This is a genomic window from Limnohabitans sp. INBF003 (assembly GCF_055396645.1).
On record NZ_AP029222.1, the window covers coordinates 256,832 to 270,806 of the forward strand.

Annotated in this window: 17 protein-coding genes; 7 read left to right on the plus strand and 10 right to left on the minus strand. The window is 52.4% G+C overall.

Translation table 11 applies throughout. The annotated features are described in order from the left end of the window. Positions 1 to 166 precede the first annotated feature (166 nt). A complete protein-coding gene (locus ACZ5VE_RS01230) occupies positions 167 to 1,252 on the plus strand; it encodes a porin (protein ID WP_464456275.1) in 1,086 nt (361 codons plus the stop codon). A gap of 138 nt (positions 1,253 to 1,390) precedes the next feature. Here the strand turns inward: ACZ5VE_RS01230 and ACZ5VE_RS01235 are convergent, their stop codons facing one another. Further along, entirely contained in the window at positions 1,391 to 1,750 is a 360-nt protein-coding gene (locus ACZ5VE_RS01235; protein ID WP_464456276.1) for a DUF6876 family protein, read from the minus strand. On the opposite strand from ACZ5VE_RS01235, the gene ACZ5VE_RS01240 reads away from it, so the two are divergent. After that, positions 1,749 to 1,928: a hypothetical protein gene (locus tag ACZ5VE_RS01240; protein WP_464456277.1), complete on the plus strand. Its 180-nt coding sequence runs from the start codon at positions 1,749 to 1,751 to the stop codon at positions 1,926 to 1,928. The genes ACZ5VE_RS01235 and ACZ5VE_RS01240 overlap by 2 nt on opposite strands. Positions 1,929 to 2,055: 127 nt before the next feature. Here the strand turns inward: ACZ5VE_RS01240 and ACZ5VE_RS01245 are convergent, their stop codons facing one another. Together ACZ5VE_RS01245 and ACZ5VE_RS01250 are read right to left on the minus strand one after the other, a co-directional pair. Next, positions 2,056 to 2,769, minus strand: a complete 714-nt coding sequence (locus tag ACZ5VE_RS01245) for a P-loop NTPase family protein (protein ID WP_464456278.1) — start codon at positions 2,767 to 2,769, stop codon at positions 2,056 to 2,058. A gap of 55 nt (positions 2,770 to 2,824) precedes the next feature. Next, positions 2,825 to 3,811, minus strand: a complete 987-nt coding sequence (locus ACZ5VE_RS01250; protein ID WP_464456279.1) for a hypothetical protein — start codon at positions 3,809 to 3,811, stop codon at positions 2,825 to 2,827. A gap of 206 nt (positions 3,812 to 4,017) precedes the next feature. On the opposite strand from ACZ5VE_RS01250, the gene ACZ5VE_RS01255 reads away from it, so the two are divergent. Continuing rightward, positions 4,018 to 4,701: a hypothetical protein gene (locus ACZ5VE_RS01255; protein ID WP_464456280.1), complete on the plus strand. Its 684-nt coding sequence runs from the start codon at positions 4,018 to 4,020 to the stop codon at positions 4,699 to 4,701. 25 nt (positions 4,702 to 4,726) lie between these two features. On the opposite strand, the gene ACZ5VE_RS01260 is transcribed toward ACZ5VE_RS01255, so the two are convergent. After that, positions 4,727 to 5,293, minus strand: a complete 567-nt coding sequence (locus ACZ5VE_RS01260; RefSeq protein WP_464456281.1) for a tyrosine-type recombinase/integrase — start codon at positions 5,291 to 5,293, stop codon at positions 4,727 to 4,729. Between the two features lie 456 nt (positions 5,294 to 5,749). Here ACZ5VE_RS01260 and ACZ5VE_RS01265 point away from each other — a divergent pair, with 456 nt between their 5' ends. Next, positions 5,750 to 6,106 carry a DUF6876 family protein gene (locus ACZ5VE_RS01265; protein ID WP_464456282.1) on the plus strand — a complete coding sequence of 119 codons (357 nt, stop codon included), beginning with the start codon at positions 5,750 to 5,752 and terminating at the stop codon, positions 6,104 to 6,106. Between the two features lie 463 nt (positions 6,107 to 6,569). Here ACZ5VE_RS01265 and ACZ5VE_RS01270 read toward each other — a convergent pair whose 3' ends face one another. Beyond that, a complete protein-coding gene (locus ACZ5VE_RS01270; protein WP_464456283.1) occupies positions 6,570 to 6,959 on the minus strand; it encodes a hypothetical protein in 390 nt (129 codons plus the stop codon). Between ACZ5VE_RS01270 and ACZ5VE_RS01275 the strand changes: the two genes are divergently transcribed. Continuing rightward, the gene (locus tag ACZ5VE_RS01275; protein ID WP_464456284.1) at positions 6,958 to 7,146 is read left to right on the plus strand and encodes a hypothetical protein; all 189 of its coding nucleotides are present in this window, start codon (positions 6,958 to 6,960) and stop codon (positions 7,144 to 7,146) included. The two genes, ACZ5VE_RS01270 and ACZ5VE_RS01275, sit on opposite strands and share 2 nt — an antisense overlap. A 142-nt stretch (positions 7,147 to 7,288) precedes the next feature. Next, positions 7,289 to 7,732, plus strand: coding sequence for a DUF6641 family protein (locus tag ACZ5VE_RS01280; protein WP_464456285.1), 444 nt, complete (start codon positions 7,289 to 7,291; stop codon positions 7,730 to 7,732). Between the two features lies 1 nt (position 7,733). Here ACZ5VE_RS01280 and ACZ5VE_RS01285 read toward each other — a convergent pair whose 3' ends face one another. Continuing rightward, on the minus strand, positions 7,734 to 9,074 hold the full coding sequence (locus ACZ5VE_RS01285; protein WP_464456286.1) for a phage integrase SAM-like domain-containing protein: 1,341 nt from the start codon (positions 9,072 to 9,074) through the stop codon (positions 7,734 to 7,736). Positions 9,075 to 9,289: 215 nt separating this feature from the next. On the opposite strand from ACZ5VE_RS01285, the gene ACZ5VE_RS01290 reads away from it, so the two are divergent. Continuing rightward, positions 9,290 to 10,342, plus strand: a complete 1,053-nt coding sequence (locus tag ACZ5VE_RS01290; RefSeq protein WP_464456287.1) for a porin — start codon at positions 9,290 to 9,292, stop codon at positions 10,340 to 10,342. 195 nt (positions 10,343 to 10,537) lie between these two features. Here ACZ5VE_RS01290 and ACZ5VE_RS01295 read toward each other — a convergent pair whose 3' ends face one another. The 4 genes from ACZ5VE_RS01295 to ACZ5VE_RS01310 form a co-directional block, all read right to left on the minus strand. Beyond that, positions 10,538 to 10,819, minus strand: a complete 282-nt coding sequence (locus tag ACZ5VE_RS01295) for a hypothetical protein (protein WP_464456288.1) — start codon at positions 10,817 to 10,819, stop codon at positions 10,538 to 10,540. Between the two features lie 329 nt (positions 10,820 to 11,148). Beyond that, positions 11,149 to 12,327, minus strand: coding sequence for a porin (locus tag ACZ5VE_RS01300; protein WP_464456289.1), 1,179 nt, complete (start codon positions 12,325 to 12,327; stop codon positions 11,149 to 11,151). Positions 12,328 to 12,542: 215 nt separating this feature from the next. Further along, a complete protein-coding gene (locus ACZ5VE_RS01305) occupies positions 12,543 to 12,878 on the minus strand; it encodes a helix-turn-helix transcriptional regulator (protein ID WP_464456290.1) in 336 nt (111 codons plus the stop codon). Between the two features lie 44 nt (positions 12,879 to 12,922). After that, positions 12,923 to 13,966 carry a GSU2403 family nucleotidyltransferase fold protein gene (locus ACZ5VE_RS01310; protein ID WP_464456291.1) on the minus strand — a complete coding sequence of 348 codons (1,044 nt, stop codon included), beginning with the start codon at positions 13,964 to 13,966 and terminating at the stop codon, positions 12,923 to 12,925. Positions 13,967 to 13,975: the final 9 nt, after the last annotated feature.

A 13,975-nucleotide genomic window follows, 5' to 3' on the forward strand; every position in this document is an offset into this window, starting at 1 on the left:
ACAATGCAACGAAAAAGACCTTTATTCCGTGAATTCCTTGGAAAAGGCCGTCCGCTCTGGTGCAATACACCCAACCTTCCGAAATTGGAGGTTGGCTTAGTGTTTAGACAGGTGATTCTCACCCCACGAACCCCAAGCTCTTTTTTAAACTTTGGAGAAACTTGCAATGAAAAAAACTCTGATTGCTCTGGCTGCTGTTGCTGCCACAGGCGCTGCTTTCGCACAATCCACCGTGGCTTTGTCTGGCTCTTTGGCTTTGACAGCTGGTAACGTTGCCTACGGCGGCGCTCCAACTCGTCAAGACCTCGGTCGCGCTTCCGGTGCCATCACATTGGCTGGCACTGAGGACTTGGGCGGTGGCTTGAAGGCTTCTTTCACAGTGCAACAAGGCATGTACGGCTGGACAAGTGCTGGCGGCGCTGCTTCCACAAGTTTGAATGGCAACTCTTTGCAAAACTTTGGTGATCGCCAAATGTTCGCAACTTTGTCCGGTGGCTTCGGTACCGTCAAAATCGGTCGTGACCTGAACGGTGCTTCCAACGTTGTGTTGGGCGCTGGTAACGTGTCTGGCGTGAAAGCCATCACTGGCTTTGATGACAGCGGCAAAGACGCTGTGTACGTCGGTAACATCCGTTCTAATTCGGTCGCTTACGCCACCCCTACTTTCGGCGGTTTCACCGCTTACGTTGGCGTGACGCCACAAAACTACGCTGGCTTGGTTGCTGGTTCTGCTAGCACAACCGTGACAGACGGCACAAACGGCATCGTTGCTGTGGCCACTCCTGCTGCAACTTCGACCAAGCAAAACACACCTTCCGCCATCGGTGCTGTGTACGCCAACGGTCCTTTCACAGCTGCAGTTGACTACACCAACTACCAAGAGTCCTTGGGTTCTACCAACGCAAAAGTGACTTCCTACGCTGCCAACTACGACCTGGGCGTTGCCAAGATCGGTGCCATCTACCAGACTTCCAAGTCTGACACCAAAGCCAACACCAACTCCTACGTTCTGTCGGCCAGCGTGCCTGTCAGCGCAGCACTGTCGTTGGGCGTGGGTTACGGCGTTCGCAAAGCAACCGTCAACGGTTCTTTCTCTGCTAACGAAACCAAGCACACACAACTGGGTGCTAACTATGCTCTGAGCAAGCGCACTACAGCTTACTTCGCGTACAGCAACAAAGCCGTCAACGGTTCTACAGTGTCGGCTAACGACGCTAAAGAAACTGGCGTTGGCATTGCTCACACTTTCTAATCCCCCGCTGGCGCAAGCCAGTTGAGGTTTAAAAGACTAAAAACCCACCGTGGCAACACGGTGGGTTTTTTTCTTGCCTGCTCGCTGTGCGTTGCAGTCAGCAAATAACTGCACTCACGGTGTCGTGAGAAACGACACTCAATATTCGCTGGGCAGCATCACGACCCAATGCTCGCCATCCCAGCAGGCGTACAGGGTTTGCTGGTTCAAGGGGAAATCCGTGTACGGGATTTCCTGCCGTGCACGGGCATGTCCATTGCGATCTTCCAGTGTCAACACTGCACTGGAGCTGTTGACCACAAGCCTGACCATGACAAACCAGTCATCTGTGCCCAGTTCGATCAGGTAGCTGGCGGCGGCATCCATGAGCCAAAACGCTCCTGCGCCTTCCGCAAGATATTTTGCTCCATCTGTGAGCAGGCATTTGCGATTGAGTCGATGGTAGTGCTCTGTTCCTGTGAACAGGGATAAGCGGGAGAGGTCGTAATCTTTGTGCATGGCTGTGTCCTTTGTGGGTTGCTATGGACACAGTGTGTTTTCGATTGGCGATTTGGGCGACCAGAAACCCAATGCTTTGGCGGGCTACCTGCTGCAAGCCCTACAAGCTGTGCACGACCTGCTCCAGTGCCGCTTCGTTAACGGTGCTGGCGTGCGGCGTGCTGTGCAGCTGGTTTGAGTGCCGCGTGATGTGTGGTGTCGTGTGAAACGACAGCTGCGCTAATAGCGCAGCTGTCCACACTCACGTAAAAAAGCCCGCACAATGGCGGGCTTGGTATGAGTGTCGTGAAAAACGACAGTGTCTATCAGGGCAGCAGCCCATCGTTCATGATGCCTTCCATGACAACAGCATGGGTGTAATCGCGCAGCGAACCCCGTGCCTTGGCAGCAAAGCCTTCCAGTGTCCTGTCACTCACGACACCTGCGCCAACCCCCATGTTCTGCAAGATGCTTTGCCCCATTGGGACATAGGCGCTGGGCGTGGTGATTTGGTTCATCTCCACGAGGTGACAGCGATTCACAATGCCAGAGTCAATCTTGCTGAGGTAGTTGGTTGTGAAAAAATACATGCAGCGCTTCAAGTCCATGGTCGAGCGCAGCGATTGCTGTGCACCAATGGTCAACTTGTCCAACTCATCGAACACAAAATAATCGTGCTGGCTATAGTGCCAAAGAGGCATGACATTGTTGTGGTTGTTGATGGTTTGGGAAATCGCTGTAATGCTGAGTCCTCCACCACAGCGAAACACCTGTGTCTGGCAGTGATCTGGCACTGGAGTGGGCATTTGTCCCACGCCTTGCGCCAAGTTCCAAGTGCCTGAGTAGGCTGTTTCCAGCAAGCCTGGCAGCAACTGGGCAAGCGTGGATTTACCTGTGCCCCATGTGCCGTGCAGCAAGATGCCGCTTTTGCCCCCAAAGGGAAAAGGCAGTTTGCGCTGCAGGATCAGTTCCAGTTTCTGGCGATCTGTGGGGTTGGAAAACAAAAAGTCATCCAAGCAGTTGGGTGTAAGTCCGTTCATGTGTACCTCCAAAATATAGGTTTAGTGCGGGGAGGTTCACTCCCCTTGTGGTCGTTCAGGCTGCAGCAAACAAGGTTGCGTTGTGTGCTGCCTGAGCTGCTTGCTGTGCTGAAGCAGCGATTTCTTCGGCGACAGATGCCTTTTGCTTGTCAAGCTTTGCTTGCTTGGCTTTTTCTTTTTCTGCAGCCTTGATTGCTGCTGATGCTTCTTCTTCAGCTTCACGCTCAGCTTTGGCTGTTTCACGAACTTTGGCTTGCTGCTGGCTGTAGTAGGCAGCCAGTGCGGCGTTGACCGCGCTTGCATGCTTAATTACTGCATTGGCTTGAAACTCACCAGTGGGCAGATAGGTGGCAACGATGACCACTTGCTGATCAGCCCAGTCAGCGTTTGCTGCGAACATGGACGGGTCAAACTTGAGCATGCCCAGCTCAGTGCTCTTAACTTCTTTAGCAGCCTTTTCGGCACGCTTGGTCACTGACAGGGGTTTTGTGCCACCCATGCGGATTTGCTCAACCCCACCGTTCTGCTCAATGAAGGCAACGAGATCAATCGCCGCAACGTCTTGTCGCAGTGCTTCACGCAGAGCGATGCTGTAGGCGCTGACACGGCGACGATCAACGCCAAACACACACTTGACCACGCGAGTCATGTCATGCGTGCTGGGCATGAAGGTGTATTTGCGTTCGGCGATGAAGGCATCAAGTTCCTCTGCACGAGCTTTGCGGATTTCTTTGCTGGAGTCCAGTTTCAGCACAAGGTAGTAGCTATAGGCATCTTTGAGGATGCTGTACAGGCGCTTGTTGGAGGCAGCAAGTTCAGTGGTTTCCCAGCTCATGCGTGCCTGTTCCATCACAACCAGCTTGTTTTGTGGCACCGCTGTGGAGGTGTTGCCAACTGTGACGGTCGCTGGTACACCCAATGTGCCCAGCTTGATGCTGGGCTGGGATGGGGTTGCAGTGTCGTTTTTCACGACAGGTGCAGGCATGGCGTGAGCGAACTCAGCAGCATTGATGGTGGTAGATTGGGCGATGACGTTAGTCATGGTGGTTCCTTTCGTGGCGCAGCGGGTTGATAAAGAGGTTTGTTGCTGCGTTGAAATGAACTGTAGTTTTTTGCGTACCAAAGTATTTAGGGTTTATGAAAACCAGCGATCTACCTAAGTTGGCGTTCTTCTTCAAAGGGTTCCCAGAGGATGTGAGATTTAGGCGTCACACAGTGCCTGAGGCATTGGAGATAGCCCGTGGAACCATGTATGAAACTTGGTATCGCTGCCTCAAGCTTTCGCCATACACAGCTCAGGCGTTGGCTACAGGCACTTGGCGTAGTGATGAGCAGCAACAAACCTATGAACGATTTGGGGATTTGCGCAACACCACATTTGACTCATGGTGGCTGGACCGTGGCTATGAGCTGTTCATGGAAAAAGGGGACTTCAAACGCATAGATATTCAGCAGCAAAGCAGTGCGGAGGGTGATGTGGACAAGCTGGTGCTGGAAATCCCCTTGACCGTATCGCCTGCCACGCTCAAAGATCAGTTTGACGATCTGCTGAGACAGCATCATCCAGAGTACAAAAGATTCGATCGCTGGAAACACAGCAGCGCCACTGGTAGGCTGCGGTCAAGCAAACTGACCAGCGTTTCATTGAACCTTTACGTGTGCGTTTACGAGCAATGGAGCAAGAACCCAGATGCAGCGCTGTATGACATTGGCGAGCAGCTTTCGCTCAATCCTCGCTACGTGGTCAAGCATGGAGATTTGGGCGCTGATGTTCGCGACAAGCATCTGCAAATGGCATTGATCGTCAGCGAGTATTTGGGCAAGGCAAAGAACTTGGTTGCGCATGCGTCAGAGGGGCGTTTCCCCTCTACTGATGACCATGAATGGATTGACCGTGGCACACGAGAAAAGAGTTGGCGGCACAAAGAGTGAGTGTCGTGTAAAACGACACCTTGCATCAGACCATTTCCACAGCGTTGCGCTTCATGTCGTCGTTGACGTCGATGTATTTTTGGGTCACTGCAATGCTGCGGTGCCCTGCCAATTCAGCCAACACACGCACGCCAATGCCCCGTGATGCCAAGAGTGTGATGAACGACCTCCTCATCGAATGTGAGCTTGCGCCAGCAATGCCTGCACGTTTGAACAGGTAGTGAAAGTGTTGCGCCATCACGTTGGCGCTGAAGCGCTTGCGCCCCGCAGTGATGAACAAGGGGTTGGTGGCAGGCACCATGCCACGCATGTCGAAATACACTCGCAACTCATCGCGCAGTTTCTGCGGCAGAAACACTGTGCGCGGATGTCGTCCCTTGGTCTGCTCTGCTGTGAGGCGTATTTCCGCACGTACGGTGCCGTCTGTGTTGCGCACATCGCCAACTGAGAGGCTGGCTATTTCTCCCACCCTCATGCCTGACCACAGCCCTGTCAAAAACATCACGCGATTGCGCATGGCGTAGCTGCGCGGGGCGATGTAGTGCAGCACTTGGTCGATTTCTTGTGGGGTCAGTGTTTTGGCTTGGCTCATGATGTGTGTGGTGTTAGTCAAATCGTTGCAGTCCTTTTAGTGTGTTTGGTTTGATGTTTTTGGGCGACCAATGTCCCGAAAAAATGGCAGGACAAAATCCTGTAATGATTTCAATGTGGTAAACCTAATCGTGTTTTCATTTGGTGCTGTATTTATATCGAGTTGTCTGCGTGTTGTGGGATCTGCGCTTCATCTCGCCAGCGATTGCATAAAACAGCGCTGCAGCGCTTGTGCGGGGTTCCAGCTACTTGGGGTGCTGGGTCAGGGCGATCGCTGCACATAGCGCTGATTTGAGGTGTGGGCTGCTGTAGTGTGGACACTGCGCTAGCAGTGCTTTTTTGCTAGCGCAGTGTCCACACTTGCATGCATGCCCCGCAGCGCTCACGGGTTACAGGTCGCGCATGAGCATAAGAGAGCCAACACTGCGCTCATGTTCACCATGAAACCGCATCTGAAATGAATGACTTTGACCCTGCCCAGCTCGCCCTGTTTACAGGCACTGAGCGTTACTACCGCATCACTCGCAGGTGCTTGCTGACAGATGGCACCAAATACCTCGCAGACGCAGCAGGTGCCTATTGGCTCATGGATGCCATTGCCAGCCATTTGCACGAGATTGGCACAGGCGATTGGTTTGTGCTCGTGCGCATGCATGTAACGAACACTCATGCTGTCATGACCTACGAAGATGGTCGCGGTCACGAGCACGCAACTCAAGTGATTGGTTACACAGATTTCCCCATGGCTTCAGTGACCATTTATGCCTGCTGGGACAGTGAGCATTGGGTGCTGATGTTGCCCACTGAGTATTGAAGTGATTGCACAAACCCCAAGCGAACTGGCGTTCGCTGTGCACTCGCATGATGCATCGCTTTCGCTCTGCATCATGCTCTGCACTGATTTTTTCTTGAGCAGACATGTGAGCAGCTGTGAACGAAGCCGAACATCACGCAGTGATGGGAGGGGTATTGGGCTCATTTAGATTAGATTGGACACACGACGGCTATAGCACGAGAGCCACTCTGGTGCTATCAGCCGCCGTGTCGTGTAGTGTCATTTGAGTTGAGTCGTACTACACGCTCGTAAAAGAGTTTTAAGGGAGACAGATGTATTGAAACTCCCAGTTGCGCATCGCAACCACTCTGCGGCATCACCTATTGCTCACACACCTTTACGACGATGTGTGTAGGGCGGGGTCATTAGCCGTCATATTCCAACCCGCGTTTTTGCCATTTTTTAGCGAGTGACTTACTCGCATGAATTCCTCAGCTGCAGATCAGCCAGCGCTGCCCAATTTCCTTTTGATCAACTTGGCGTATTTGCGCTGAGCTTGTTTGGTGATGTTCAAGACCTTGAAGCACTGACCTTGCGTGATCTTGCCGCGCTTGGCGCCATTGGCTGCACGCAGAAAATTGTTCAGCGTGGCTGCTTGGTTTTGCTCCAGCAACTTGACATGATTTTTCAGCGTGTTTGTGGCCAACTTTTGCGCTTGAAACAGCTCAGCAGTGCCCACATAGATTTGATTGGCACCAATGCCATTGCTTTTGAGCCATGCATCTGTTTTGCGTCTGTCCGCGATGTTCTTGAATGTTTCCATACAAGTATTTATGAATGCCAAATAAGACCATGCTTTTTTCGTGGCGATATTTGGCATAAATACCTGCATGCAAATACATGAAGTCGTGATCAAGCCCAAAACACCAGAGCAGCAGCGCATTGATAGTCTCCAAGCCACCAAAGACAGGGCAGCGGATGCACTGGCTGCAGAACGCCAGCGCCAAAAGATCAGCAAGGCGCAGAAGGCCGTAGCCGCAGCGCAGCAGACCACCAGCGTCACGCCCAACGTCCCGTAACTGGACGTTGCGTGTCGTGCGAAACGTCACCTCGCATCATGCACAGCCAATGACCCGCCATGCTCACGGGTTTCTGGTCGTCCGTTTTTTCAAATGATCACAAAATTGTCTGTGCTTTATCAACATTCGAAAGGAAAAGCACATGACAGCCATCTTGAACACATTGAAGTTGACCGCAGCACGTAAAACCCGTGCACTGCCCACAGTGGTCAAACGTCGCAACAAACTCTTGATCAAACTGGGCGAGCAACGCATGCTGGCAGATGCACAGGCACAAGGGCTGCACTACACGCCCACACGCTACCGCTCATTCAAAGACGCTGACACTGGCGCACGCATCTCAAAACAGGTGCCCGTGCGCATCAAGCCTTGGTTTTGGACTGGAGAAAAGGGCGAGTGTTTGCTGGCAATCAACTATGGCAGCAAGCAGATTGAATTACAAAAAGGAAAAACTGCCATTGACGTGGGCGATGTCGCCAACCTGTGCGCAGTGCTGGACACTGTGATTGATGCTGTGCGCAATGGTGAACTGGACCCACAGATTGAAACCGCCAGCGTGAAGCTGCGCGAAGGCTTCAAGAAGTAAATCACGGGCTGGGTTGACGTTTGCGGCGACTTTGCAGCATGCCAATGTTCTGCTCCGCAGTCACCGTGCTGGCGTAGTGCTGGTTGATCATGTCCACGCTGGTGCGTGCATTGCGTGCCAGTGTCAACAAGTCAATTCCCTGCCCGTACAGCAAGCGAAAGGTGATGCTGGAGTGTCGCAGGCTGTACAGGCTGCGCTCTTGTCCATGTGCACCCAGTTTTAGTCCTGTGCGTGCCAACACCCAGTTGAAGTGAAACGCCAGCACGCAGTGCGCATAGGCACGATCTCGCAGGTGCGGCAAAAACAAGTAATTGTCTGGTCCAGCCAAGTTCTTTGCACTGTGGTGCTTGGTCAGCTGCTGGTAAATGCGCACAGCAGGCTGCAGCGTCACAATGGGTCGACCATGGCTTTTGGTCTCTGGCAGTGTGAGCCGCAAATAGGTGTTGTCATTGCGCACCACTTCCACATGCCTGTGCTTGAGTGTTTTCAAATCACTGGGCCGTATGAAGCTGTTGACCATGAAACCAATCACCCATGCAACATCTGGTGGCATGGTGCATTCTGGTGTGCGCAAGCGATAGTTCTTGCGCAGCATGAGGTCGCTGTCTGGGTGGCGTGTGTATTGCAGCTTGCGTGCAGTGCGCATGATGCGCCAGTACTCTGTGGGCGTGAATGCACCGCGTGAGTTTGTTTGTACTTTGATCTTGGGAAATTCTGGCAACTTTTCTAATGCGCCCACTGCCACGGCCATGGTCAGTATCTTTCGCACTACCACCAAGTATTGGCTGACAGTGGTGGTTGAAAAAGTTTTGCTGAGAAACTGCGTGAAGGTGAGCAATTGCGAATAATCAATTTCTGCGGGCGACAGCTTGCCCCAACGCTCCAAGATGTGCGCATCCAGTCTGTTGCGCATGATTTTTAATCCAGCAGCAGAAAGCTCGCCTCGCTCAACACGTGCTCGCTCATTGGCCATCATCTGCGAAGCCATCGCTGCAAATGTTTTCTGGGGTTTGACTGTGGTGGTGACGTGTAAAACGACACCTTGTGTTGGCGTTGGTTCAGTGCGCAAGCTGGCAGACTGCGCTAGCAGTTGCTCATAAAAGTCGCGTGCAAAACTTTGCGCCATGCGCAGGCTTTGTGTGCGTGTGCTGCGTCTGTGGGTTGTTCCTGCAATCCAACAGCGCACTTGCCAATACTTGCTGGCCGCCATTTTGAACACGCAAAGTTTGCGGGGATAGCCTGGCACTGGCGTGATGGTTGAGGGGATTGGCACAGTGCGTTCGCGCTCCTGTGTGCGCAGCACTGGGTCGTTGGCTGCGGCTGCGGTGAAATGGGTCAACATCACTCAAGCGTACTGTTGTACATCGCAAATGCAACCGCACACAAAAGCGGTGGGCGCGATTTTCAGGCGCAGTTTCAACGAGTCAATTCCGTGGTCATCCGCTACCTGCCATGCTGCGAAAAAGACATGCAGTACGCTGAAGAATTGCAGGCTAGAAGGCATGCAACAAGTGTCACTTGCAGACTGGAAAAACCTTGTGGCACTCTTAAAAATTCTTGGAATTTCCTTGTCGAAATCTCGCAACTCTTGCTCTGGCTACATTGGCAGCCACCGCTTCTTTCGCTCAGTCCACAGTGACTTTGTACGGTGTTGCTGACCTCGGCTACAACACCATCAAATTGACTAATGGCACCAACACAGTCAAACAAGCTGGCTTGAACAGCATCGCATCTGGCAGCCGTTTGGGCTTCAAAGGCACCGAAGACCTGGGTGGTGGCTTGACAGCCAACTTCCTGATGGAATACAGCGTCCAGCCTGATGAATCGACAACGTCTATGGCTAACCGTCAGTCGTATGTTGGCTTGGCAGGTGGTTTTGGTTCCGTGAATCTGGGTCGCCAATACACACTGCACCATGCCGTGCAAGGTGGTGCTGACTTGATCGGCAACGTGACAGCTGCAGGCTGGATCGGTGGCATGGACAGCCGCGTTCGTCAATCTAACGCCATCACATACACGTCGCCAGCGTTCAACGGCTTCAGTGCATCTGCTCAAATTGGTTTTGGCGAAACTGCTCAACTCAACGGTTCTGCTAAAGAGAATGAACAAACCTCTTTTGGCCTGAACTATGCCAATGGCCCATTGGCTTTGGCATATGCTTATGAAAAAGTGAAAAACACAAGCGTGCTGGCACGTGATTTAGCAGGCGCTGCGTTTGACATTGCAGCAATTGCAGGTGCAGATTCATGGAAAGCCAACGCTTTGTCTGCTTCTTATGACTTCGGCGTTGCAAAAGTTGCATATTTGAACAACAGCACCAAAGCTAATGACACAACTTTCAACGCAAAATGGTCTGCAAATAACTTTGCAGTCAGCGTGCCATTCGGTGCTCTTACTGCTATGGCCACCGTTGGCAACGGCACGATCAAAGTTGACGGTGTTGACGATACCAAGTTGAGCGCTTACCAGCTGGGCTTGACATACGCATTGAGCAAACGCACAACTGCTTACTCTTACATCGGTCAGACGAAGTTCAAAGACGTTTCCGTTACACCTAACGACACCGTCAAATACAGCACCACTGCTGTTGGCATTCGCCACACTTTCTAATTCAATTCTGTCGTAAGACAGTTTAAAATTTCAAAGAATAAAACCCACCGTGGCAACACGGTGGGTTTTTCTTGCCTGCACGCTGGCGCTGCAGTGATGAAACAACGGCGCACAAGGTGTCGTGTGAGACGACGCTCGTAAAAAAGCCTGCACAAGGCAGGCTTGGAGAAGTGTCCTGAAAAACTACAGTGGCTATTAGGGCAACAACCCATCGTTCATGATGCCTTCCATAACTACAGCATGCATGTAATCGCGTAGCGAACCCCGTGCCTTGGCAGCAAAACCTTGCAGTGTCGTGTCACTCACGACACCTGCAACAATTCCCATGTTCTGCAAGATGTTTTGCCCCAGTGGGACATGGGCGCTGGGTGTGGTGATTTGGTTCATTTCTACGAGGTGACAACGATTCACAATGTCAGGATCGATCTTGCTGAGGTAGTTGGTCGTGAAGAAGTACATGCAGCGCGGCAAGTCCATGGTGGAGCAAAGCGACTACTGTGCACCAATAGACAACTTGTCCAGCTCATCGAACACAAAATAATTGTGCTGGCTGTAGCGCCAAAGTGGCATGACATTGTTGTGGTTGTTGATGGTTTGGGAGATTGCTGTGATGCTGAGTCAGCCACCACAGCGGAAAACCTGCGTCTGGCAGTGATCTGGCACTGGAGTGGGCATTTGTCCCACGCCTTGCGCCATGTTCCAACTGCCTGAATTGCTTATACCAAGCGTTCCAACAAAAAACCCACCGTGTTTTCACGGTGGGTTTTATTCTTTGAAATTTTAAACTGTCTTACGACAGAATTGAATTAGAAAGTGTGGCGCATGCCAACGTTGAACATGGTTGGGTCAGCAGGAATAGCACCCAGACGCAGAGCGTTGGTAACAGTCGAAGGAGCAGCATCAGCAGCACGAGCCACAACACCAGATGTCATGCCGTAGTTGGCGTACACGGTGGTGCGCTTGCTCAAAGAGTAGTTAGCAAACAGTTCTGTTGCTTTTGTCTTGTTCTCTGTGTTTTCTGCGTATTGCACGCCCACAGTCAGAGCGCCGATGGGAGCGGAAACACCGATGCCCCAGCCCTTGCCGGATGTTGCAGCAGCAGCGCTATGCAGCACCGTGGTACCAATGTAGTTGGCACCGCCCAACAAGTTTGAACCTGTAGAGCCGGTATTGCCACCCTTAGTAGCATTCTGGTTGTAGCTTGCAGAAACCTTAGCAACGCCGAGGTCATAGGAAGCACCCAAAGCATATGCATCACGAGTGACAGGCAGATCAGAGTTTTTGGTTTCGTAAACAGCACCGATGCTCAGAGGACCTTGCTCATAGTTCACGCCAGCGGTGATGCGGTCTTTGTAGTTTGCAATCGTAGTGGCAGTACCGGCAGCAGTGCTGGTGGCCGAGAAGCCAGCTGCAGAGCCAAAGGTGTGGTCAGCGCTGGCATCGCCTTTGGCAATGTAAGAAACACGAGCAGTGAAGCCATTGAAAGCAGGCGATGTGTACTCGATTTGATCGCTACGGCGTGAAGAAGCGTACCAGTTCACGACGTTTGCGCCCAACACTGCAGTTGGAGCGGAACCAGAGATACCGTTCAGGTCATAACGGCCCATCACGCTGGTTGCGGTGCTGACAGAACGACCAAATTTGAAGTTACCAGCGCCAGTTTCCAGGCCCAGGTTGGCTTCACGGCTAAATGCCAGTGCAGGGTTGCCGTTGGACAAGTCCAGGCCGCCAGTTTGCAGGTTGAAGGTGGCCTTCATACCGCCGCCCAGGTCTTCCACGCCGCGGAAGCCCAGAACGCTGGTGGACAGGAAGCTCTTGCCAACAGCGTTGGTCAAGGCTGTAGCAGACTGCGAAGCAGGAACCACATAGTTGATGCCGTTGTTGACACCAAATTCACCGCCTTTGAGTTTGCCAGCGCTGACGTCCAAAGTACCGTAGATGGTCACGGAAGACTGGGCCATTGCGGCACCAGACAGAGTGGCCAATGTAGCCAGAGCAATCAGTCAGCGCCAGAAGGCCGATCTCTGGTGAGATGGCCATATTTTTCCAACGCTTCGCGTTGACGGATGACGACCTGGTGCATTCTCTGGCGTGTCGCTCGCCGGATATCAAAGGACTCGACAAGTGCGGGCCACTGGTTTTGCACCTCACGCTCATCGCCAGTTCTCACCCCAGCCTTCATAACGGACTTGCATTGTTCTCACGGCGTTGCCTTCCGAATGCGGCGCGTGCGAGAAACACGCTGGCGAGCCGGTTTTTGTTGCTGCACCATGTCCGCAATAGACGCGACAACGGGTTTGAACAAGGGCTGCAATTGCCCCTCTTGACCAAGGCACTGGACCAGTTTGATCCAGGCGATCACCGAAACTTTGCCGGTGTTTTCGAGCGTATTGAGCGTGCTGCGAGACACACCTATGCGCTCGGCCATGTCGGCTTGGGCAATCTCTTTTTGAATCCGCAGGCGTTTTAATCGCTGCGCCAAGGCCAGTGATATCTCCTCGGCCGAGGAGAAGTTAAAGTCCAAGAATTCGGTCATCAAATAAAAGGATCATTAATAATGGCCAAAATTTTACGCATTAATTAAAGCGCTTTGATGAAATCCAATTGGATGTCTGGATACCGTGCTTGCAGGTACGCTGCGCCGCGCGCGCATCGGCTTACCCAACCTTTGCCACTGCGTTGAATCATTTCCCAAGCCTCATCCAAGGCATCTGGTTCGTTGTCTTGGAGGTAAGCAATCAGGCTGGCTGCCTGTGCGATGTCTTTCTGAGCTTTGACTTGTAATTCGGGTGGGCGCTCTCCAAAAACGATCAATTTGTGCAGGGCGTACCGTTCTGCTTTGGGCACGTTGACGGCAACAGGGCCATTGCGTGAAATCAAGACGGCCTGCATGGTCGCGTCCATTGAAAAATTCATAAATTGAAGGGGCTGCATGCTCAGGTTCAGAGCATGGACGCGGATTGGGGCATCGGTGGTGTTGACCTTGGGCGTCACAAAATCCAGCTGCAGATCAGGCTCATTTTGCTTGGTGAATGTCGTTTGCGATACGTTGGGGATGAAACCCATCTCCAAAGACTCGATCACACTGCGTGCATCCATCTTGAGCCCGTCGGGCATCGCAATCGAGAGGTTGTTGCCAGGATGGGCAAAGTCGATGTCCAGCGTTTGATTGCCTTCTGACCAACGGATGCCAAAGTGGTTTTGATAGGCCAAAAAAGCATGCGTTCCAATGAGGATGCCACCGGCATGGAAAAAACCATGGTCAGCCAATCTCTGCAGTATCCGGTAATGGGTGCGGCCTATGGCGTTTGCCCCCAGTTCAATGGCGGAGCGGCATAAACGGCCCAGGTGTGCCAATGCCTCGGTGTGAGAGGGCTGCGCCTTAAAGGCTGCCATCAATCCCCTCAAACTTTCTGAGTCATTGCCCAGGTAAATTTGTCTGGTTTTTCCATCTAAAGACTTGAACTGGTAGTACCAATAAGTCATCTTCCCCAGTTTTTTGTGGGTAAATCCACCAGGCAAATCTGCCACCGTGCGGTTCAGACTGATCGTCTGAGCCGCAGGCACCAAGTTGGCAAATGCTGCCTGTGCCGAGGCAGGCAAGTGTTCGTACCAGCGCTGCATCTTATACTC